The 20,666-nt window shown below is 42.3% G+C and carries 22 protein-coding genes; 13 read left to right on the forward strand and 9 right to left on the reverse strand.

What is annotated here, in order from left to right; all coding sequences use genetic code 11:
• Nucleotides 1-114: 114 nt before the first annotated feature.
• Entirely contained in the window at nucleotides 115-1,632 is a 1,518-nt protein-coding gene (locus GD002_RS13200; protein WP_153732827.1) for an ABC transporter permease/substrate-binding protein, read from the reverse strand.
• Entirely contained in the window at nucleotides 1,625-2,575 is a 951-nt protein-coding gene (locus GD002_RS13205; protein ID WP_153732828.1) for an ABC transporter ATP-binding protein, read from the reverse strand. Before GD002_RS13205 ends, GD002_RS13200 begins: the two co-directional genes overlap by 8 nt.
• 264 nt (nucleotides 2,576-2,839) lie before the next feature.
• Between GD002_RS13205 and GD002_RS13210 the strand changes: the two genes are divergently transcribed.
• From GD002_RS13210 to GD002_RS13255, 10 genes are all read left to right on the forward strand, one after another.
• The gene (locus GD002_RS13210; RefSeq protein WP_153732829.1) at nucleotides 2,840-3,871 is read left to right on the forward strand and encodes an ABC transporter permease; all 1,032 of its coding nucleotides are present in this window, start codon (nucleotides 2,840-2,842) and stop codon (nucleotides 3,869-3,871) included.
• Between the two features lies 1 nt (nucleotide 3,872).
• Nucleotides 3,873-4,550: an ABC transporter ATP-binding protein gene (locus GD002_RS13215; protein WP_153732830.1), complete on the forward strand. Its 678-nt coding sequence runs from the start codon at nucleotides 3,873-3,875 to the stop codon at nucleotides 4,548-4,550.
• A gap of 217 nt (nucleotides 4,551-4,767) precedes the next feature.
• Nucleotides 4,768-5,739, forward strand: coding sequence for a c-type cytochrome (locus GD002_RS13220; RefSeq protein ID WP_153732831.1), 972 nt, complete (start codon nucleotides 4,768-4,770; stop codon nucleotides 5,737-5,739).
• Between the two features lie 130 nt (nucleotides 5,740-5,869).
• The gene (locus GD002_RS13225; RefSeq protein WP_153732832.1) at nucleotides 5,870-6,499 is read left to right on the forward strand and encodes an alpha/beta hydrolase; all 630 of its coding nucleotides are present in this window, start codon (nucleotides 5,870-5,872) and stop codon (nucleotides 6,497-6,499) included.
• Between the two features lie 12 nt (nucleotides 6,500-6,511).
• A complete protein-coding gene (locus GD002_RS13230) occupies nucleotides 6,512-7,396 on the forward strand; it encodes a hypothetical protein (protein WP_153732833.1) in 885 nt (294 codons plus the stop codon).
• Nucleotides 7,389-7,931, forward strand: a complete 543-nt coding sequence (locus tag GD002_RS13235) for a hypothetical protein (protein ID WP_153732834.1) — start codon at nucleotides 7,389-7,391, stop codon at nucleotides 7,929-7,931. Before GD002_RS13230 ends, GD002_RS13235 begins: the two co-directional genes overlap by 8 nt.
• A gap of 388 nt (nucleotides 7,932-8,319) precedes the next feature.
• Nucleotides 8,320-8,739: a MarR family winged helix-turn-helix transcriptional regulator gene (locus GD002_RS13240; protein WP_153732835.1), complete on the forward strand. Its 420-nt coding sequence runs from the start codon at nucleotides 8,320-8,322 to the stop codon at nucleotides 8,737-8,739.
• Nucleotides 8,732-9,916 carry an MFS transporter gene (locus GD002_RS13245; protein ID WP_153732836.1) on the forward strand — a complete coding sequence of 395 codons (1,185 nt, stop codon included), beginning with the start codon at nucleotides 8,732-8,734 and terminating at the stop codon, nucleotides 9,914-9,916. The genes GD002_RS13240 and GD002_RS13245 overlap by 8 nt, the downstream gene beginning before the upstream one ends.
• A 129-nt stretch (nucleotides 9,917-10,045) precedes the next feature.
• Nucleotides 10,046-10,615, forward strand: coding sequence for a sigma-70 family RNA polymerase sigma factor (locus tag GD002_RS13250; protein ID WP_153732837.1), 570 nt, complete (start codon nucleotides 10,046-10,048; stop codon nucleotides 10,613-10,615).
• The gene (locus GD002_RS13255) at nucleotides 10,612-11,652 is read left to right on the forward strand and encodes a DUF4179 domain-containing protein (protein ID WP_194841603.1); all 1,041 of its coding nucleotides are present in this window, start codon (nucleotides 10,612-10,614) and stop codon (nucleotides 11,650-11,652) included. Before GD002_RS13250 ends, GD002_RS13255 begins: the two co-directional genes overlap by 4 nt.
• A 50-nt stretch (nucleotides 11,653-11,702) precedes the next feature.
• Here GD002_RS13255 and GD002_RS13260 read toward each other — a convergent pair whose 3' ends face one another.
• The 3 genes from GD002_RS13260 to GD002_RS13270 form a co-directional block, all read right to left on the reverse strand.
• Entirely contained in the window at nucleotides 11,703-12,608 is a 906-nt protein-coding gene (locus tag GD002_RS13260) for an EamA family transporter (RefSeq protein ID WP_153732839.1), read from the reverse strand.
• Nucleotides 12,609-12,770: 162 nt separating this feature from the next.
• Nucleotides 12,771-13,010, reverse strand: a complete 240-nt coding sequence (locus tag GD002_RS13265) for a hypothetical protein (protein ID WP_228548383.1) — start codon at nucleotides 13,008-13,010, stop codon at nucleotides 12,771-12,773.
• Between the two features lie 16 nt (nucleotides 13,011-13,026).
• Nucleotides 13,027-13,353 (reverse strand): DUF3243 domain-containing protein, encoded by a 327-nt coding sequence (locus GD002_RS13270; protein ID WP_153732840.1) that lies wholly within the window; start codon nucleotides 13,351-13,353, stop codon nucleotides 13,027-13,029.
• 135 nt (nucleotides 13,354-13,488) lie between these two features.
• On the opposite strand from GD002_RS13270, the gene GD002_RS13275 reads away from it, so the two are divergent.
• The gene (locus GD002_RS13275) at nucleotides 13,489-13,962 is read left to right on the forward strand and encodes a general stress protein (RefSeq protein ID WP_194841604.1); all 474 of its coding nucleotides are present in this window, start codon (nucleotides 13,489-13,491) and stop codon (nucleotides 13,960-13,962) included.
• A gap of 91 nt (nucleotides 13,963-14,053) precedes the next feature.
• Here GD002_RS13275 and GD002_RS13280 read toward each other — a convergent pair whose 3' ends face one another.
• Together GD002_RS13280 and GD002_RS13285 are read right to left on the reverse strand one after the other, a co-directional pair.
• Nucleotides 14,054-14,266 carry a CsbD family protein gene (locus GD002_RS13280; protein ID WP_153732842.1) on the reverse strand — a complete coding sequence of 71 codons (213 nt, stop codon included), beginning with the start codon at nucleotides 14,264-14,266 and terminating at the stop codon, nucleotides 14,054-14,056.
• Between the two features lie 66 nt (nucleotides 14,267-14,332).
• A complete protein-coding gene (locus GD002_RS13285) occupies nucleotides 14,333-15,148 on the reverse strand; it encodes a flagellin N-terminal helical domain-containing protein (protein WP_153732843.1) in 816 nt (271 codons plus the stop codon).
• 192 nt (nucleotides 15,149-15,340) lie between these two features.
• On the opposite strand from GD002_RS13285, the gene GD002_RS13290 reads away from it, so the two are divergent.
• Complete coding sequence (locus GD002_RS13290; RefSeq protein ID WP_194841605.1) at nucleotides 15,341-17,077, forward strand: methyl-accepting chemotaxis protein; 1,737 nt, start codon at nucleotides 15,341-15,343, stop codon at nucleotides 17,075-17,077.
• An 83-nt stretch (nucleotides 17,078-17,160) separates the two neighbouring features.
• Here GD002_RS13290 and GD002_RS18070 read toward each other — a convergent pair whose 3' ends face one another.
• Complete coding sequence (locus GD002_RS18070) at nucleotides 17,161-17,283, reverse strand: hypothetical protein (RefSeq protein ID WP_255425163.1); 123 nt, start codon at nucleotides 17,281-17,283, stop codon at nucleotides 17,161-17,163.
• A gap of 166 nt (nucleotides 17,284-17,449) precedes the next feature.
• Between GD002_RS18070 and GD002_RS13295 the strand changes: the two genes are divergently transcribed.
• On the forward strand, nucleotides 17,450-18,649 hold the full coding sequence (locus tag GD002_RS13295; RefSeq protein ID WP_228548384.1) for an MFS transporter: 1,200 nt from the start codon (nucleotides 17,450-17,452) through the stop codon (nucleotides 18,647-18,649).
• 46 nt (nucleotides 18,650-18,695) lie between these two features.
• Here the strand turns inward: GD002_RS13295 and GD002_RS13300 are convergent, their stop codons facing one another.
• The gene (locus GD002_RS13300; protein ID WP_153732846.1) at nucleotides 18,696-20,345 is read right to left on the reverse strand and encodes an SLC13 family permease; all 1,650 of its coding nucleotides are present in this window, start codon (nucleotides 20,343-20,345) and stop codon (nucleotides 18,696-18,698) included.
• Between the last annotated feature and the right edge of the window lie 321 nt (nucleotides 20,346-20,666).

The raw sequence follows: 20,666 nt of genomic DNA on the forward strand, positions 1-20,666 counted from the left end.
GCCCGTACACATCATTCTAAACTTTTTTCTTGAAAACTAACGCGCGAGAAGTCTTGCTAGGTAACTGGAACGTCCTATGATATCTGTTCTGGTTGCGGGTCGAAAAAATAAAAATTAATTTAGCAATTCTTTCTCTCGTAAGAAAATTTCCGCCACATCCTTCGCATTTTTCTCTTCCACATTCACTTGATAATTCATTTCGCGCATTTCATCGTCAGTAACCAGACCAGCGAGCGAATCGAGCACGTCCTGCAATTCAGGATACTTCTCTAGAGTATCTTTCCGCAACAGCGGGGCTCCTTGATATGGAGGGAATAATTCTTTGTCATCCTCGAGAACCGTCAAGTCATACTCTCGGATCTCACTGTCCGTTGAGTAAGCATCCATCAAATTGATTTCGCCTGCTTCCATTGCTTGATAGCGTAATTTCGGCTCCATTGTCTGGACGGAAGGGAACGTGACTCCATACAGCTTTTGGATTCCGAGATAGCCATCTTCGCGGTCGTTAAATTCCAATGTAAACCCTGCCTTAACGGCTTGTTCCACTGCTGCCAAATCAGATATCGCCTCTAGGTTATACTGTTGCTGGAAGTTTTTCGAAACAGCGAGTGTATACGTATTGTTATAAGACATGGGTGATAATAATACTAAATCAAATTGTTCTTCTAATCCCTTTTTCGCCTGTTCATATACTTCCTCTCGATCATTACTGACAGCTTCTTCTTCCAAAAACTCGGACAAGGCAGTGCCTGTGAATTCGGGATACAAATCAATGCTTCCGGACTGTAGGGCATTGAAAACGAATGAAGTTTTACCGAGCCCCGGTTTTAATTCAACTGTTATATCGGTCTGATCCTCGATGAGCAGTTTGTACATATTAATGAGAATTTCAGGTTCTGCCCCAAGTTTTGCTCCAATCACCAGTTGATTTTTAGAGCTTCCGCCAATCAAAGGTGCAGCAATCATGAAAACAGCTACCACAATAAATACGGCAAAGGCAGTAAGCGCTCGCTTAAATGACAGTCCTTCAAATATCTTCAGCAAGTAATCGAAAAATAGCGCCAACAAAGCAGCAGGTATTGCACCAAGTACGATAAGCGAAGGATTATTTCGATCAATCCCAAGCAGAATCAAATCTCCAAGTCCACCCGCTCCGATCAATGCCGCAAGCGTCGCTGTTCCAACAATCAGTACCATCGATGTCCGTATCCCTGCCATCATCACTGGCATCGCTAACGGCAGCTCGACTTTCATCAGCCGTTTCCATGTATTCATACCCATCGCAGTAGCTGCTTCTCGTAAGGAAGGGTCAACTTCCTTAATGCCCGTGTACGTATTGCGTAAAATCGGCAGCAGTGCATATGCCACCAATGCAATGATGGCAGGTACTTTGCCGATACCGAACAAAGGAATGAGCAGGCCGAGCAAAGCTAATGAAGGTATAGTCTGCAACACCGCACTGGCTCCGATGACGGTTTCCGCTATTTTCCGTTGATTAGTCAAATAAATACCGATCGGAATGGCAATAAGCACAGCAAATAATAAGGAAATCAATGAAATTTGGATATGCTCCAATAGCGATTCTAGTAATTGGCCGCGACGATCCTGAAAAACTTCCATAAAATTAGTCATGTGGCACCACCCCTTCTAGTGACTGCTCTGCTAGAAAGCGAAGAATGCCTTCTCTTGTCATGACCCCGACATACTTTCCATTCTTTTCGATGGCAACATGCTCATTAGTTTCCAATATTTGAACCAGAGGACCCCATTCTGAATCTAACGGAATTGCAAACGAAGGTGAAAAGCCTTCTTGAATAGGCTCCATATATTCTGCAATTGTAAAGGTGCGTGCTATGGCTGTAGCGGTAAACTCTCGAACAAATGGAGAAGCGGGCTGGGTTAGAATTTCTTGCGGTGTAGCCACCTGTTCGATTTTTCCTTTATTCATAATGCACACACGATCGCCCAACTTAAAAGCTTCCTGCAAGTCATGTGTAACAAACACGATGGTCTTTTGAATGGCGCGTTGTAACTCCAAAATGTCATCTTGCAATTTGACACGACTAATAGGATCAAGCGCACTGAACGGCTCGTCCATCAATAAAATGTCTGGATCTGCAGCCAGTGCACGAACCACGCCAATTCGTTGTTGCTGACCGCCTGATAGTTCATTAGGTTTGCGATGACGATAAATAGCAGGATCGAGACCGACCATATTGAGCAACTCCGTGACCCGCGTCTGAATTTGGACTTTTTTCCATCCTTTTAATTCAGGAACCACCGCAATATTTTCCTCGATCGTCATATGAGGAAAAAGGGCGATTTGTTGCAACACATAACCGATCTGCCACCGAAGCTCATGAATGGGGTAGTCGCTAATCCGTTTATCATCGAGCCAAATCGTCCCATTAGATAACGGAATTAATCGATTGATCATCTTGAGAGTCGTCGTTTTCCCGCAGCCACTCGGGCCGACAAGTACAAGAAATTCCCCACGTTCAATCTGTAAGTTGAGCGAGTCTACTACTAAATGTTCATCGTCATAGGTTTTTGAAACGTCTTCGAACCGTATCATCAACATCACTCCTTCGTTATCCCGATTTTTACATAATGAAAGGTTAATAGGAAATAATATCCCTTATTTATTGTTTCTATATATAGTTGAATTGGATGTTAGACTTTATCGTCAATATGGCTTTTACTGATTTACCGAATTTTCATATGCTGAACGCAAACCCTGGAACGGTTTCGGAGGCATTCAATTGTAATTTCCAGTTCATTCTCCGTTCATCTTCACTAGGTAAGATAAGGGCATAAAGAAAATACGGAGGCGGTATCCATGAAGATTGCATGGAAAGAAATGAAGAAAAGTAAAGCAAAATTTTTGATCTTAGGCTCGATTATCTTCCTAGTTAGCTTCCTGACATTTATCATTTCAGGACTTGCCAATGGACTGTCGCAAGACAATGCGGCATTGATTAAAGACTTGCCAGACGGACAGTTTTACTTGAACGAAGATGCTAATCAAACGTATAACCTATCGAAAATAGATGAAGACATACAAAAGAAAACACTTGCAGACAATCCGGACGCCACGGCTTTTTCCGTGCAAATGGGCTTCGTCAACGATTCGGAAGATAAACAACATAGCGTAGCTTTTGTCACATCTACAGATTCCGAACTGTTCCAAAACGTCAAAGAAGGCGAAATTGTGCTCGACCGTACGCTTGAAGAAGAAGGCATTAAGGTTGGAGATGTTTTGACCAACAATCAATTCAGCGGCGAATTTGTCGTCAAAGGATTTGTAGATCAACAGAAATACAGTCACGCCCCTGTTGCGTTTATTCAGATGAAAAACTATCAAGAAATCTATCGTGTCATGGAAATGCAGACCATCTTCATTCCAGGCAAAGATTCACCAGCCATTAGTGGACTAGAATCTTTTTCAAATAAAGAATTCTTAAATGCAATTCCAAGTTACAGCGCGGAGCAAATGTCGCTGAATATGATCGTTTGGTTTTTAGTCGTCATAAGCGGGATGTTGTTTGCGATTTTCTTCTATATGATGAACGTTCAAAAAATCGGCTTATACGGAATCTTGAAAGCGATCGGTATGAAAACTCTGTCGTTGTTCAAGATGATCTGGTATCAAATGATCGTGATAACTGTCGTTGCGCTGGCCCTATCTATTGCGCTCAGCCAAGGATTCAGTTTAGTTGCACCTGAAGGAATGCCGTTCCACTTGACGCTAGATACTGTCTTGATGTTATCAGGCGTGTTTGTAGTAGTTGGTTTCATTGGTGCAACGATTTCAGGTTTCCAAATCAAAAAAATCGAACCGCTTCAAGCGATTCAACAAGGAGAGATGTAACATGTCTACCTTTACTATTGATGAAGTGAAAAAGACGTTTTCGAATGGTGAGATTGAAGAGGAAATATTGAAGGGTGTTAATTTATCCTTAAAAGAAGGAGAGATCACCGCGTTGGTAGGTCCCTCTGGTTCTGGGAAGTCAACAATTTTAACCATTGCAGCCGGCTTGCAAAGAGCGTCTGGCGGAGAAATTATATTTGAAGGAAAAGATATGACGAAAATGAGCCAAGAAGAAATTCGACAAGTACGCGCCACAGATTTTGGCTTCGTCTTCCAGTCTTCTCATTTGGTGCCGTTCTTGACGGTAGAGGAGCAATTACAACTGATGCTTGATGTGTCGGAGACGAAGTTCAGTAAAAAAGAACAGTCGAAAGCCATAGCGGAAATTTTGAAGCTAGTAGATATGGAGCATCGCAAAGAGGCATATCCTTCTTCTCTATCAGGAGGTGAGCGACAACGGGTGGCGATTGCCCGTGCGATCATCCACCGTCCGAAAATTCTATTTGCAGATGAACCAACAGCCAGTTTGGATACCAAGCGTTCAAAAGATGTAATGGAGCTACTACAGGAATTAACGCGGACTTTAAACTTAACGACGCTAATGGTTACACATGATGAAGAAATGTTACCGTATGCAGACCGTATCATTACGATGAGAGACGGATATATTGTGGAATAGACAGATGGCAGGTTTTGTCCTGCTATCTGTCTTTTTGGTTAATAACTGGGGAGGAAAGAGAGGTTTTTTGTAACGAATTCTAAGAAAGTGTCAATTTATTAAAATTTCAGGCAAATATTAATTACCTAGGTCAAGAAATATCTGGTTTACTTACCCTGTATATGGTAAGTTATAAGTGAGATACATAATTAATTTATAGAAAAAAGGAGGAGTTCACATGAAACGAACAACGACATTAGCCTTAGGTTTTATTGTCGTTATCTGTTTGGTCGTCATAGCTCTCATGGCCAATCAAATCCGCGTCAATAAGGATCAAGCATCAGAAACTCCCGAAACAGAAGCAACGACGGAAGAAGTAGCAGGAGTTCAGCATAATCCGCCTTCAATGGATGATGTACCAGAAGGGCCAGAAGGGGAAGCAATCAAACGTGGTCATCTGTTATTTGATGATACGTCAAATGTATTGCGCTCAGAAGCGTCTTCAGTAGAAGATGGAATTGCACGCGTTAACGAATTGTCTTGCACTAGCTGTCACGCAGGTGCAGGAACGGATGAAGGTGTTTCTTCCATGGTCGGCATGTCTGCGGTCTATCCGATGTATATTGGCAGATCTGGACAAATGGTTACATTGGAAGAACGGATTAACGGCTGTATGGTCAGAAGTATGAACGGCCAGAAATTTGCAGACGATGACGAAGATTTGGATGCAATGGTAGCGTACTTAACATACATTTCCAAGGGTATTCCAGTAGGCGCTGAATTGGATTGGCGCCATAAAAACAGCATCGACGATTTACCGACACCTAACGTGGAAAATGGAGAAGCGGTGTATCAGCAATCATGTGTTGCTTGTCATGGGGACCAAGGTCAAGGAACTGGCTCCAATACGGGTCCAGCTTTATGGGGTGACGGCTCATTCAATGATGGGGCAGGAATTGCGCGTATGACGAAAATGGCAGGGTATATTCAGAACAACATGCCGGTGGGTCAAGAAGATACGATATCCGATCAGGAAGCAAGCGACTTGGCAGCGTTCATCCTGTCACAAGATCGTCCTGAATGGAAAAACCATGACAAAGATTGGCCAAATGGTGGACGTCCAAATGATACAATGACGAAAGAACGCCGAGAGCAAGTGAAAAACGGCACGATTAATTGGGATGAAGTGTTAGCTAAGCCTGAAAAGTAAACGAATGAAGACGTCTGCTACCTCTGGGTGGTGGGCGTTTTTTGTATGGAAATATCCCGCCAATCTACCTTACATCTACAGATCGCTATGGTAAACTATAGAAACAAAGAAGAGAAAAGGGGAGAGGTACGTGCAATCACCATTTACGTTTACACATACAGCACCAACAATAGATAAAGGAAAGCAGCCCGCAATATTTTTACTGCACGGCATGGGTAGTCATGAAAGAGATTTGCCGCAGCTCGTTGGAGATTTCACGGATAGCCATCATATTTTTAGCTTACGTGGACCGATCGTGTATGCTCCAGGGTATGCCTTCTTTACAATCGAAGAGGAAGGAAAACCAGATCGCGAAGTGTTTGATAAAGTACTAATTTACATTCAATCGTTTATTCGTGAGGCAATTCGGGAGTTTGATTTAGATCCGGAACGTTTGACGGTTGCTGGATTCAGTCAAGGGGCGGTACTTGCACAGACGATTGGTTTAACAATGGGTCCTGCTATTCATGGAGTGGTGGCGTTGAGCGGTTATGTGCCGGATTTTGTAAAGAATGAATATGCGAAGCAGTCGGTGGAGAAACAACAGGTCTTCATTTCACATGGCGTTTATGATTATATTCTTCCTTCTCAGTGGGGCGCAGAAAGCAAAGATTATTTTGAATCGTTAGGAGCGAATGTGACGTTCAAGACATATGACGATGGTCATGGCGTGACACCGGAGAACCAGCGTGATTTGGTGGCGTTCTTGCACACGTTGTAAGGAAGTGAGTAGATGAAAGTCAGATTGTTTTGGGTCATCATGGCGCTCATTGGCATTAGCTGGGTCGCTAATTTTATTTATGCGCAGTCACAGAAGTTGGAGCAACCGGTATTTTTGAATCACTTTATAGACGTTCGAACGTACGATAATCAGTATGTAACATTTTATTATTTGACAAATAAAGAAGATCAATCGTTCATTCAAGTTGTAGAACTGGGTGATATACGCGGGCTTCCGGAACGCGTAGGATCGAACGATGGTGTGAGGGAAATAGATCAGTTTGGACGCTATTCGTTACGAGAAGTGACAGTTCAGTTCAGTCCTGAAATGTCGGGTACACCAACAGCGCCACAGCGGTTTACGGAAATGAATGTCTATTTTTCAGAAGAGAAACCTACTACCTATCCAATAGGCCAAATCGTGTTTCATCCATGGGAAGAGCAAGTTCAACCGTTTACGTTTGTTTCCACACATGCCGGGATACATATGGAAGAGCGCGTGCGTATTGCTGAACCGATTATGATCGAGTCAGTGAATAACTCATTTGAGAATGAGTTGCGCGATCATCTATTTGTTAAATTGCAAAGTGCTCAAGATTTTGCGAGTGAGCAGACAGCATATGAATATGGTGATAAGGAATGGAACGAAGTAAAGGGAACCGATGCACGAGCAGTGAAATTTCCCGTCAAATTGAAAACAGATGATTGGCTCGCTATTAAAAGTTTTATAGATCCAGAGTTACATGCAGTGCTAGACATGGCTATTGGTCTGAAGGGTAAAACGGATACAGGTGAACCGTTTACCGTGCCGGCTGGCTATATGTACTATCCTCATCTTGATAAACAGGCGGTACAAACGATCATCCGCGAGAGAACGGGGGCGGGGTCCAATGAATAAAGCGTTTCAGCTTATATTCTGGGGATATCTATTTATCTTTTTCCGCATTCATATCGGCTTCGACTTGTTGGCAGATCCAATCGGCTACTACCTCATTTATGCAGGCGGCAGATTGATGGCGGAACGGTTCCCAGTAGCGAAGAAAGTAGAAATTGTTGCGTTCATCGGGATGCTGATCTCTGTGCCGGGCATATTTGTAAATTTAGCGGAAGTGAACAGCGGTATATGGGATTTGTATGCGGAAGGACTGTTCGTCTGGAAAGTGATCGTTGTCTATTATTTATTCGGCACGTGGAAGTCTGCGATTCAAGGATTGGGGCATGCGCGACTGCGTGATAGAGTGCAGATGACGTATGTCTGGTATATGGGAATTCACTTTCTAATGATGCTATACTCTTCATTTTCTTTAAACGTAGGTGGCAATTCTTGGTCATCACTATTTTTATTTCTCAGTCTGATGGTCATCGCGATGGATATCGTATTGCTTGTGCTGATTGCCGCATTGCGCAGAGTAGGTTGGGAAGAACCTATATAAGAAGGGAGGCTGTCCAGTGAGTCATTCGAAAATGACTTGACACGGATAGCTTCTTTTTTGCGGTGCTAATGTTTATAAATCTGTACAAGTGCTCATAGACCCCATGCAAGCGATCATAGAACTCTGAAGCCGCTCATAGACCCCATGCAAGCGATCATAGAACTCTGAAGCCGCTCATAGACCCCATGCAAGCGATCATAGAACTCAAGCATCCGCTCATAGACACCACGCAAGTGCTCATAGAACTCAAGCATTCGCTCATAAAACATGTCAGCAACTAAAAGGGAATTCCCTTTTTCCGTCAATATCTCAACAAACCTCCTTCTTTACAAACAATCCATCGTTCTGTACAATTAATAATTACCTAGGTAAACAAGGGGGTATTGAGATGAATCCACTTTTTCACGTGTTGTTTCAAAAAACACGTTTTATTAGTAAAGATTTAAATGTCGTGTTGAAAGAGTACGGCTTATTTGCTACGCAATGGACAGTTCTGTATTGTGTGCGGCATTGGGAGGAAGTAAGCTTGACGGATATTTGGCAGTATTTGCACGTTGAGGCACCGACTATTACGCGTACAGTGAATCGAATGGAAGAATTAGGTTGGTTGCAGACTATGCCTGGTAAGGACCGACGTGAGAAAATTGTCCGATTGACGGAAAAAGCAGAAAAAGAATTTCCCGCTATCGAGCAATCTATTATAGAATTTGAACAAGAATTCCTCACACAGTTGTCAAAAGAAGAGCAAGAGACGCTTCTCGCGTTATTGCAAAAGCTCGATAAGAAAGAAGGAAACCGTTTTGCCTAAAAAGGAACCAATTTGGACGAAGGCGTTCCTCAGTATTTTCTGTACCAATTTTTCTGTCTTTATTGTATTTTATGGCTTGGTATCTGCTTTGCCCCTATTTGTCACTGGCGAATTAAATCGAACTGATGAAGATGCGGGTTTATTAATGACGATTTATTTATTGTCTGCGATACTCGTTCGACCGTTTTCTGGAAAGATTCTCGACGTCTTTGGGAAACGGAAGATGCTATGGATCAGTCTAATCTTCTATTTACTATGTACTTCGCTTTACTATTTCATTGAGCCATTTGCAGGTTTGCTCGTTCTGCGCTTTGTTCACGGGATTTGGTTTAGTATTGCTACGACGGCTAGTGGTTCATTGGCGGCTGATTTTGTTCCGATGAAACGACGAGGCGCCGGACTTGGCTACTATACGATGTCTACGAATCTTGCAGTCGTTGTGGGCCCGATGATTGCCTTATCTATCGTGCAGTCTTTTTCATTTGATGCCTTGTTCTTAACTATGTCGGTTCTAGTGACAGTAGGTGCAATGTTTGCGTTGTTTTTACCTGCTGATCGACCATTAAGCAACGAGAAATCTTTTACAATAAAGCTTGGCGATTTATTTGAGAAAAATGCCTTGCCTGTATCCTTGCTGGCAAGCCTTATTTCATTCGCTTATGCGAGTGTACTTTCTTACTTATCGATTTTTGCTCAGCAAAAAGGAGTTTTAGCTTTTGCGAGTACGTTTTTCTTGGTATTCGCAGCGGTCATGTTGTTGACGAGACCTTTTACAGGGCGGATTTTTGATGAGAAAGGGCCGAATTTTATTATCATTCCGGGAATGTTTCTCTTCATGATCGGATTGCTCTTGCTAGCTGTCATGAATTCTGCTTGGCTCTTTTTAGTGGCTGCTGCATTTATCGGTTTAGGTTATGGCGCGTTGGTTCCAAGCTTGCAGACCTTGGCTGTGCAATCAACAAGTCACGAACGCAGCGGTTATGCGACCGCTACGTTCTTCACATTATTCGATACTGGGTTGGCAATCGGTTCGTATGTGTTAGGACTGATTGCCGTTTATGCTGGCTATCAAAGGATGTATTTCATGTCTGCTGTCATTCTATTTGCAGTAGGTATTTTCTATGTGCTTTATAAAAGAAGAGCACATCAGCAAGAACAAGACATAGTTGAGAACTAATTATAAGGATATTGCAATCTCATCTGGAGGAAATGAACCTCTAGGTGAGATTTTTTTTGTTTTCTGTGAGAATAGTATAAAAGCACATTCGTTGTAGTAGGTAAGAACATTTTTTAAGGAGACAGTCAAATGAAATCTACAGAGAAAAATTTTATCCGGCGATTGAAACGGAAGAAGGAAGATGCCATTGAATATGTGGTGGATGTTTATTTGCCTGTCGTCAAGGCAGTGGTGTTTAAAGTACTTGGTCCTTTACAGACGGACGCTGAGATGGATGAATGTATCAGTGATGTCTTTCTGTCGGTATGGGAACATAGTAATCAGTTTGAGGGTGAGTCAGCTGATTTCAAAAAATGGATTTGCATGGTAGCAAAGTACAAAGCGATTGACCAATATCGCCGGATGGATAAACGAAGAAATCGAGAACAGGGAATGGATGAAATACCTTTTGTCAGTGAAAGCAACGTCACTGGTATTCTTCTTGCGAAAGAAGAACAGGAAGAATTATTGTTGGCGATGAGTAAGCTAACTGAAATGGATCGAGACATTTTCACAATGAAATATTTTCTTGATATGACGAATAGTGAAATTGCGGAATCTCTTTGCGTGACGAAGGCTGCCGTTGATAATCGACTGTATCGAGGAAAGAAAAAGTTGTCAACATTTATGAGAAATGAATGGGAGGAAAAATGTATATGAAAACGATTAATAAGCGATTGAGTCAGTTGGATATTGAGGAGGACATCGAGCCGATGGATGTGTCGAATGAAGAAAAAGAGGCAATGAAGAAGAGAGTCCGCCAGAAAATTCATCAGAAAAGACGCGTGCCAAAAGTATGGCGTAATGTGGCGGCTGCAGCGGTCATTATGGTTGGTTCAGTTGCAACAATTGGGATTGGATTTCCTACATTGGCAAACCAAATTCCAATTGTCAATAATATCTTTTCCTATTTTACTGACGAGGAAGATGGATTTTATGCGGAATATGAAGAGTTCGCGACAGGCATTGGGCAAGTACAGAACAGCAATGGTGTTACGATGATGGTTGATCATGCGGTATATGATGGAAAGACCGTCACGATCACGTATTCAGTAGAAACAGAAAAGGAATTAGGACAAAACACAGGAGTAAACGGACAACCTGAAGTGAAGAATGAATCAGGTGCTTCTGGTACCTCGACTATGTTAAAAAAGGTTGGCGATAATCAATACATCGGGATGGTCACAACGACTCCGAACTTTGACTCGAAACAGACCCAACAATCCATTACGGTAAATTGGCGGCCGGAAAGCATTGTGAAGTACGACACAGAGGAAGAAATAAAAGGAGAGTGGAACTTTGATTTCACTTTGGAAGAAGTGAAAGGCGAAGTCCAGACAGTGACAGAGTCTACTGCAAAAGATGGAGTTGAAGTGAAAATTAATGAAATTCGTTCAACAGATATTTCAACTGTTATCGAGTATAACCAAAAAGTCGATCGATTCGTAAGTGATAAATGGGAATGGGTCACTGCGGAACTGTCTGTAACCGATAATCTGGGGAATGAGTATTTAGTAAATGGTAATGGCGGACATAGTGAAAATAATCAAGACTTTTACTGGAGTGCCACGATGGGGAAAATCAATGGGCAGGCAACATCTCTAATCTTTATACCTGAAGTCATCTTAAGTAAAGGTAGTGGAAATGGCCATGAAACACTGATTTTGGATCCTATAGAAGTTATATTGGACAAATGATAGTCAATTCATAAAAGAAACATGTCCAGTTTGTCGGACATGTTTCTTTTTCATTCCAGCTGTTTTATCCGCTGTCTTTTATGTAGTGATAATCGCTGCAACATAGCAGGAAATGTCATCCCAAATAGTACAAGGAAAATGCCAAGAAACTGCAGTAAAGTCAGTCGTTCGCCAAGTAACAACATGGATGCCATAATCGCCACGGGTAGTTCCATGGCACTCAAAATAGAGGACATACCCGCACCGACTTTCGGAACACCTATAGAAAACAGAAAAATAGGAAGCACGATGCCGAAGACACCTAATATGGCACCGTATAGCCAGAGTCCTTCAGCCAATTTTCCGTTCCAAATGATTTCTGGAGATTGAAAAAAAGTAATCGCAATCGTAGCGAAGAGTGACATAAGGAAGAGTCTGGTCACAACATCCATGCCAGGCACAGGTGTTTGATTAGCCATAACAAAAGCGGCAAAACTAACCGCTGCCGCCAACCCCCAAGCCCAGCCTTGCCACGGAATGCCACTGACATCTACATCAATAAGACCTGCCGCTAAAATGGTACCTCCGAATAAAAACAGGAGCGATATCACTTCAGCTCGTTTTGGCAGTCGTTTGGCCGCCACACAATCAAATAACATTCCAATCCACGTGAATTGAAACAGTAACACCACTGCCAATGACGCGGGCATATACTCGACAGATTTCCCGTATACTGTTCCCGTGATCGCGGTAAATAATCCAGCAATCAAAACAGGACCGCTTCCTTGAAGTTTTGGTACGCCACGTCTGGCAAATAAGAAAATAATAAAAGCTAAAATAAAGCCTGTATAGTATTGGCTTGTCACCGCTTCAGAAGCCGTGAAGCCATCGTGAATTGCCAGTTTGATTATCGTTGATAAAATGCCGTAACAACTTGCTCCAATGACGATGAATAGTGGATACATCCATGGTTTCATCTGCTAAACCTCCGTTCCCATCGGATAATAGTATAGCACGGAAATATTAGATTGGTTGATTAAAATTTCACAGTACATTTCCCGGGAAATATCGACATGGTTCGGGAATAAATGAGGAAAAGCTGCACAGTGTGGGGTTCACTGTACAGCTTTTTTGAGAATTCATTTTGGCGCGCCGTAGTCAGTAGTCCGGCTGCCGCCACTATAACGAGGGGAGTGGTTAATTTTTTCTTTCATGAGGTCTTCGCGCTGATCGGGCAAAGAAATAGAATCGACAGTTTGCATATCTTCATGCAAATCGAACAAACTGACTGTATTGGTATTCAAATTCTCGGGATGTGTTTGAATAAGTCGATAGATGTCCAATTTCTTCTCAGGACTCGATTTCCCTTGATAAGTCATTACATGTGGCCCCCTTTTATGCTTGGCGAACCATCTTCAACAACATATGTGCAAGAGAATGCTGTTCTTCTTTGGAACCTGAATCCCAAAGTTCTTGTAAAAGATACTGCTCACGGTTGCGAGGCTCTTCATGACGAGATAAATAGTTGGCGACGAATTCGGTTGTCTTCGCAAGCTGTTCATCATTCAATCCTAAGTTTTCACCTTTTTCAACTTTATCTGCCAAAAAGCCCTTGAAATGATTAAAGTTTTGCAGGATTTGATCTTTCTTTTCCTCACCCATATTCGAGATTTCGGAAGCCACTTTATTTTTGATTTCCACTATATCAACACTCCTTTCCATTTGATACAACTAGCGTGTGTCGGAACAGAAAATCTATACGTGCCCGATTGGTGAACATCATTCATTTTTTTAGGTGTAAACAGAACCTGCAATGGGTAGAAGTAAAACATATCATTACAAAAAGGAGGTGTAGAAGTGGCGGATAAACAATATGCGGGCACGTTTCATTCAGTGGATAATGTCCTATATAAAATTACAGAGCTCGAAGCGCAAGGATATAAGAAACGTCATATGTGCGCAGTGTCAAACGTACGTGATGATTTAAAGATTTTAGAAAACGATACAGAAATTGAACTAATTGGAATTCAAGAGGGCTCACTTTGGGATCATACACGGAGACTGTTTAATTCTAAAGATGAAATGCTGACCATTTTTATTAAAATGGGATTTTCGAAGCAAGAGTCCAAAACTTTCTATAATGATTTAAAAGAAGGCGGCATTGCGTTATTTGTAGATAAACTAACAGATGAAGAAAGAGCGAAGTCCATCGACCCACATGACAGTGCTTCTCAGCAAACAACTAGTGGAGAGAGCTTAGAAGGCGACCCCAATCAAGAAGTGGGAAGTCCCATTCCTAATAGTCCGCGAATTGACACCAATAATTTATAATAAAGAAGGATCTACCGTAAAGATGGCAGATCCTTCTCTGTTTGAATGAAAAAACCAACCTGCTGTTGCTCAGCAGGTTGGTTTGTACGATTTATAGGCGGTCACGGCGAGCTTCTGTATCGCTGAAGTGATCTTTCGCTTCGCCGATTTTCTGTTGAGCTTCACCTTTTGCTTTATCTAGTTTACCTTCTACTTGCATTTTTGAGTCATTCATGACATCGCCAGCCACGTCTTTCATGCTGCCCTTAATTTTATTTCCAACGCCTTTTAATTTATCTTCTGTACCATGATCTTTGTGATCCATGAGATCTCCTCCGTTTCTATAGTTAGTATATAAATACCCACTTTGAAACGGATGAAAACCTATGAATTATTGACGCAGAAGCTGCAATACCGATTGTGCCTGTTGCATATGAAGCGATAGAACGTACTGACCAGCTTGCAATAAGATATTTGCTTTCGTTAACGCCATCATTTCCTTAGCGATGTCCACGTCTCTTATCCGCGACTCGGCTGCAGTCAAGTTTTCTTCCATAGTCTGAGCATTACTGTAAGCATGTTCTAAACGGTTCATATAGGCACCCATTCGGGCACGCTCAGAGGATACCTTGGAAATCGCTCCGTCCAACAAGCCTAACGCTTCATCTGCTTTTTCTCGTGTTTCAATCGATGCATTTTCAATACCTAATGCACCCATTCCCATATCACCAATCGTGAAATCAATGGATTGTCCAGCATTGGGTCCTACTTGTGTTTTAAATGAATTTCGGGAACCATCAAGCAAGGGCATTGTGTTGAACTGGGTATCTTTTGAAGTACGTTGAATCTCTTTTTTCAGTTCTTCGAATTCTAAGGACAGTTGTTTTCGGTCTTCAGGCGTCAATGTATCATTGGCTGCTTGTACACTCAATTCTCGCATCCTTTGCAGCATAGCATGTGTTTCATTCAGAGCACCTTCTGCCGTTTGGAACATCGAAATAGAGTCTTGGATATTACGCTGCGCCATTTGTAGACCACGGATCTGTCCACGCATTCTCTCAGAGATCGCCAAGCCTGCCGGATCGTCGGCTGCCCGGTTGATCCGCATTCCTGAAGACAAACGTTCCATTGATCGCATCGCCTGTTGGTTATGGATATTCATGTTGTGTAAAATAGTCAAACCCATTGCATTCCACTGGCCGAGCATACTATGACCTCCTTTCATTAAAAGATCTCTCCTTTTACTATCGGTTGCAAATAAATTAACTGAATAGTGACGCATGAAATGAAGTGTGACAAACTATCTAGTATATATCAAAAAAATGCTAAAAAATTTAATAAATACATTGATACTTCCAATCTATAGGCGATAATAAAGGTAAGGATAGGAGGTTGAATGATGAAACTAACAATACGTAGAAAGTTAATTGCAATTACTACTATACTTCTTATTGTACCGAGTCTAATTATTGGAATCATGGGTTATAGTACCGCTAAAAGTAATTTGGATGATATAGGTGCGAAGGGGCTTAAAAATGATGTTCAACTGGCGATACAAATAATTGAATTCGCCAATCAGCAAGTGGAAAAAGGAAATATGACACTGGAAGACGCCCAGGAACAGGTTAAGCAAAAATTGATTGGACCCATGCAAGCTGATGGGAAACGAACGATTGAATCTACTGTCGATATGGGGCAATACGGCTATTTCTTTATTCTAGACAAAGAGGGAAATGCTGTCGGTCATCCGATGTTTGAAGGGGAAAATTTGTTTGACTCTCAAGCTCCTGATGGTATGTATACTACACGCGAAACGATCAAGAAAGCCGAAGATGGCGGAGGCTTCTTGGAATTTGATTTTGCAGTTCCAGGCGTGGAAAATCAAATTGCCCCTAAAATAGTGTATACAGAAGTAGATCCGAATTGGGGATGGGTTGTCAATGCGGGTGCGTACCTAATGGATTTTAATGATGGTGCAAATGGTGTGTTGATGGTATTGGCGATCGTATTAATCGTGTCGTTAGTGTTAGGTACCGTGCTCATCGTTTGGTTTGCACGTCATTTATCAAATCCTCTTCATAAATTGACGCAGCATGTAGGAGAAGTGGCGGAGGGAGATCTTCGCAATGAAGCAATTGTCGTCCACAATCATGATGAAGTCGGTGAATTGGCTGCATCGATCAGTAAGATGACCACCAATTTGCGAAGTATGATTGACCAAGTATCTAATGCATCTATGCAAGTGGCCGCAACTAGTGAAGAACTCTCTGCAAGCAGTGAGCAAACAAGTCTAGCTGTTGAGCAAGTAGCGAGTTCCATTCAGGAAGTGGCAAATGGAGCAGAGAATCAAGTAGCTCAAACGCTAAAAGCAAATGAATTGGTTGCTCATATTTCCAAGGAAGTCACCGAGTTGAATGAACATGTTCAACATGTCACTAGTGCTGCCAAAGATACATCAATACTAGCGAATGAAGGTGTAGGAGTTGTGGAAGAGGCGATTCAATGCATCCATTTAATCCAAGAGGAAACAGCTGTCACGGCGACTGTAGTCAATGAGCTAGGGAATAAATCACACGAAATTGGTGAAATGGTATCCATGATTACGAACGTTGCGGAACAGACGAATCTACTTGCACTTAATGCAGCGATTGAAGCGGCCAGAGCAGGGGAACATGGGAAAGGCTTTGCGGTCGTAGCAGATGAAGTTCGGAAGTTGGCGGAACAATCCGCGCGGGCGGCCAATCAAGTGAATCATCTTATTTTAGAAATTCGTGAAGAAATTGAAGAATCCGTAGAAGCAATCAACAAAGGAAACTTGTCTGTCGAGGAAGGAATCCGTCTTGTGAATGAAGCGGGTAGTGCGTTCCGTACGATTGCAACGGGCGTGAATGAAGTGACCAGGGATATTACGGAGGTTTCGGATGGTGTACAGCAGATTTCAGTGGATACAAATTCTATCGTACAGACAATTGATCTAACAACAGAGATAGCTGAACAATCGGCGGATCATACGCAGACAATTGCAGCGGCAGCTGAACAACAGACTGCGTCGATTGAAGAAATCGCAGCGGGCTCCGATACGCTGGCACAGATGGCGGAAGATTTGCAAGCGGCTGTTCGGACATTCAAATATTAGAGGAATTGCGGCAGATGTGCATGAAAAACCGGGCCCCCTTTTTAAGGTCCCGGTTTTTTGGTGTGTCCAACAAATGTCTGGCATTACTGAGAATTCTTCATTCCTGCAAAATTATTGAATTGCCCCATGAGTTTTTCTCGTGACTGCTTATTACGCATCAAATATGCAACGCCAAGTCCTAAAGCTGTCATCGCCATTTTATTCATTCGTCTTCCACCTCCAATAGATAAGATGGCATTCCTAATAAAAATTATACGTATGGATGCAAGAAACAATTTCTGAAATTCCCCAAATTTTACAGAAGGTCATGTAAAATTTTCTTTATAATGATATAATTTCATTATTCTCATTATAATGACTGGAAGTGGCATCATGAATCTACCTACTAAATCAACAATTCGCCAGCTGCGATTTTGGCGTATTGTCATCGGTCTGGGCATCGCTTCTGTATTTATCTTTGCGGCGATGTATGCCATGCAACCGTTATTACCGATTTTTACAGAGCAATTTGACGTATCTGTAGCGACAGCAAGTTTGGCAATGTCCATTAATACAGTCGGGCTGATTATCGGTCTCGTCATCTTAGGGTTTTATTCGGATCGGCTTGGTAGATCGATTTTTGTTAAAACGTCGATCCTGCTGACAGCTCTATTATTTATCCCCATGTTTTTAAGTCATTCGTTTACGATGATTCTAGTGCTACGTTTCATCCAAGGCTTTGCTATGGCTGGGATATTGGCTGCAGCGTTAGCTTATATCAACGAAGAAGTTCATGAGCGCGTAGTGAGCGTAGCAACAGCACTCTACATTTCATTTAATGGAACGGGCGGCATGTTTGGTCGATTTGTGACGGGGTATTTGGCAGAACGTTGGTCTTGGGAATTGTCCCTACAATTATTAATGGTACTTGGAGTGGCAGTGTTCATTATGTTGCTATTTGTCTTGCCGAAGTCAAATAACTTCCAGCCGAGTACCGAAACCATACGAAAAGATATGGAGGGATTTGGCTATCATTTGAAGAATCCCACTCTACTGATCGTCTTTGGGCTTGGAATTGTATTACAGCTATGTTTCACAGGAATGTGGACATTTCTTCCTTTCCATTTGACAGCTATACCTTTTCAGTTAACTCTTGATGAGATTTCGTATATCTATTTCGCTTATGCGTTTGGAATTATGGGTGCACCTCTTGCTGGGTCAATCGCTGCAAAGTATGGAATGAAAAAAGTGCGGCTGATGGGAATCGTGTTGCTAGCGGTAGGCTGTCTGCTCACCATTCCGATGAAGCTTCCTTTCATCGTAATTGGATATTGTGTCATCTGTCTCGGTTTCTTTTCTGCGCACTCACTAACTGCGGCTTCTGTCAGTAAAGAGGCGACACACCATAAAGGGAGCGCTTCTAGCTTGTACTTAGTTTCCTACTATGTTGGTATGGCGGCAGGCAGCACACTCATTAGTCCACTTTGGCAAGTAGCAGGCTGGACAGGTCTTGCTTTATTCTCAGCTGGCGTGCCGGTGGTGTATGTATTGATGATTCGACTGCGGCAGAAGAAAATAAGTATGGTGCATTGAGAACAGAAAAACAGGCGCGGAATAATTCCAGCACCTGTTTTTTATTTTAGTCCTTAAAAACTTCTGGTATTGTATTTAGATCAATACCCCATAATAGAGGGAGCAAGAAGTAAATACAGAGAGTCACGAGCACAATGCCCAATAAATTTAGCGCAAAGCCTGCTTTAGCCATATCGGGAATCCGTAAATACCCAGAGCCGAACACGACGGCGTTTGGAGGGGTAGCTACAGGGAGCATGAATGCGCAGGAAGCAGCCACACCTGCAGCAATCATCAGGGCGTATGGGTGAAAGCCCAGCGCCACTGCCAGTGAAGCCATGATCGGGTACATCATCGAAGCTGTTGCGGTGTTTGATGTAATTTCGGTTAAAAAAATAACGAGCGCTGCAACAATAAGAATGATGAACATCAACGGAACACCTTTTAGTCCGATGAGTTGGGCGCCGATCCATTCTGATAACCCACTGCTGACAAAGCCCGCTGCAATGGCCAGTCCACCACCGAATAAAAGCAAAATGCCCCAAGGAAGTTTGACGGCAGTATTCCAATCTAACAGATGATCTCCTTTTTTATTGACAGACGGAATGATGAATAGGATCATTGCGAAGACAATCGCAATGACGCCATCACTAAGACCATCTATAAATTTAGATAAAAAGAAGGAACGAGTGATCCACGAAAATGCAGCCAGTACGAATACGATGAACACCAGAGTTTCTTCAATAGAAGGACGTCCTAATAATTTCTTTTCCTGATCAATGACTTCGCGTCCACCGGGTAGTGTTTTCACAGGTGATCGATAGACAACCTTCACAAGATACCACCAAGTCAGCAGAATGAACACCCACGCAAATGGTACCCCAAACAGCATCCATTTTCCGAATGACAGCTCAATTCCGTAAATTTTATTTACAGCTCCGGCTAGTAATGTGTTCGGTGGTGTTCCGATTAATGTAGCGATACCTCCTAAAGAAGCAGAGTAGGCAATCCCTAGCATCAAAGCTTTACCGAACCCAAAGTTTTCTTTGGATGTATCGATTGATGGGTTGTCTTTCAAGGCCAACGTGACTTGCGTAATAATTGCAAGACCAATTGGCACCATCATCATGGCTGTAGCCGTATTGGAAATCCACATAGAGAGAAATCCAGTTGCTACCATGAAACCTAGAACAATTCGGTCCATATTCGTTCCGATTGCTGAAATAATTGTTAGAGCAATTCGCCGATGTAAATTCCATTTTTCAAGCGCCAGTGCGATCATAAATCCGCCCATGAATAAAAAAATCGTTTCATCTCCATAAGAAGAAGCGGTTTCTTTCATTTCTAGTCCGCCTGTTAGTGGAAATAGAACAAGAGGCAGTAAAGAAGCAATTGGAATCGGTATGGCTTCTGTAATCCACCAAACTGCAATCCATATCGTGCTCGCCAAGATGGCAACACCACTACTAGAAAGATCAGCAGGTTTAAAGAATAGTAAGGTAAGGGAAAATAATAATGGACCGAGTATGAGGCCGATCAATTGCGTAATAGAATAACTGCGCGAGTCTCTACCGCCTCCTTCATTTTTGATGCCAATGGGTTTTCCTCCGTCTTCACCTTTTGCCATCTCCGAAGAGTTAGGTGCTGTGAAAAAGCGGAAAACGTCTTTGGTTTGATCGTGTATAGTCCAAAGACGATTCCAAGTGTGTTGTAACATGAGATCCCTTCATTTCTAAGTTGTATTTGTTGGTAAGTTGGCATTCTTACCAGGACAATCCTATTTTACCGATGATATACTGTGTGAACAAGGGCAATTGCGATTTTTTCATATATTAAAATAATTTATTTGCAATCAGCAGAAGAACCAAACTTCTATACGTTGAGCGATAAATGCAAGAATTTTTTCAGTTCAGTGGAGTTCAATCTACAGACGCGATGAGGCTATGGAGTAATACATATTGTATATGGAGCAAATCAACTACCAATCGCTTGAGGATCTAATACGATATAAATTTCGACAGGAGCAGCTCAACAACGT

The sequence above is a fragment of the Sporosarcina obsidiansis genome, from assembly GCF_009651005.1.
GTDB lineage: Bacteria > Bacillota > Bacilli > Bacillales_A > Planococcaceae > Sporosarcina > Sporosarcina obsidiansis.

Excerpts from the sequence above, each read along its gene's own strand:
- GD002_RS13290 (WP_194841605.1), top strand. The coding sequence starts at position 15,341 with ATGAAACTAACAATACGTAGAAAGTTAATTGCAATTACTACTATACTT.
- GD002_RS13235 (WP_153732834.1), top strand. The coding sequence starts at position 7,389 with ATGAATAAAGCGTTTCAGCTTATATTCTGGGGATATCTATTTATCTTT.
- GD002_RS13280 (WP_153732842.1), bottom strand. The coding sequence starts at position 14,266 with ATGGATCACAAAGATCATGGTACAGAAGATAAATTAAAAGGCGTTGGA.
- GD002_RS13265 (WP_228548383.1), bottom strand. The coding sequence starts at position 13,010 with ATGACTTATCAAGGGAAATCGAGTCCTGAGAAGAAATTGGACATCTAT.
- GD002_RS13220 (WP_153732831.1), top strand. The coding sequence starts at position 4,768 with ATGAAACGAACAACGACATTAGCCTTAGGTTTTATTGTCGTTATCTGT.
- GD002_RS13240 (WP_153732835.1), top strand. The coding sequence starts at position 8,320 with ATGAATCCACTTTTTCACGTGTTGTTTCAAAAAACACGTTTTATTAGT.
- GD002_RS13205 (WP_153732828.1), bottom strand. The coding sequence starts at position 2,575 with ATGATACGGTTCGAAGACGTTTCAAAAACCTATGACGATGAACATTTA.
- GD002_RS13255 (WP_194841603.1), top strand. The coding sequence starts at position 10,612 with ATGAAAACGATTAATAAGCGATTGAGTCAGTTGGATATTGAGGAGGAC.
- GD002_RS13215 (WP_153732830.1), top strand. The coding sequence starts at position 3,873 with ATGTCTACCTTTACTATTGATGAAGTGAAAAAGACGTTTTCGAATGGT.
- GD002_RS13260 (WP_153732839.1), bottom strand. The coding sequence starts at position 12,608 with ATGAAACCATGGATGTATCCACTATTCATCGTCATTGGAGCAAGTTGT.
- GD002_RS13200 (WP_153732827.1), bottom strand. The coding sequence starts at position 1,632 with ATGACTAATTTTATGGAAGTTTTTCAGGATCGTCGCGGCCAATTACTA.
- GD002_RS13230 (WP_153732833.1), top strand. The coding sequence starts at position 6,512 with ATGAAAGTCAGATTGTTTTGGGTCATCATGGCGCTCATTGGCATTAGC.
- GD002_RS13285 (WP_153732843.1), bottom strand. The coding sequence starts at position 15,148 with ATGCTCGGCCAGTGGAATGCAATGGGTTTGACTATTTTACACAACATG.
- GD002_RS13300 (WP_153732846.1), bottom strand. The coding sequence starts at position 20,345 with ATGTTACAACACACTTGGAATCGTCTTTGGACTATACACGATCAAACC.
- GD002_RS18070 (WP_255425163.1), bottom strand. The coding sequence starts at position 17,283 with ATGAATAAAATGGCGATGACAGCTTTAGGACTTGGCGTTGCATATTTG.
- GD002_RS13295 (WP_228548384.1), top strand. The coding sequence starts at position 17,450 with ATGAATCTACCTACTAAATCAACAATTCGCCAGCTGCGATTTTGGCGT.
- GD002_RS13270 (WP_153732840.1), bottom strand. The coding sequence starts at position 13,353 with ATGGAAAGGAGTGTTGATATAGTGGAAATCAAAAATAAAGTGGCTTCC.
- GD002_RS13210 (WP_153732829.1), top strand. The coding sequence starts at position 2,840 with ATGAAGATTGCATGGAAAGAAATGAAGAAAAGTAAAGCAAAATTTTTG.
- GD002_RS13250 (WP_153732837.1), top strand. The coding sequence starts at position 10,046 with ATGAAATCTACAGAGAAAAATTTTATCCGGCGATTGAAACGGAAGAAG.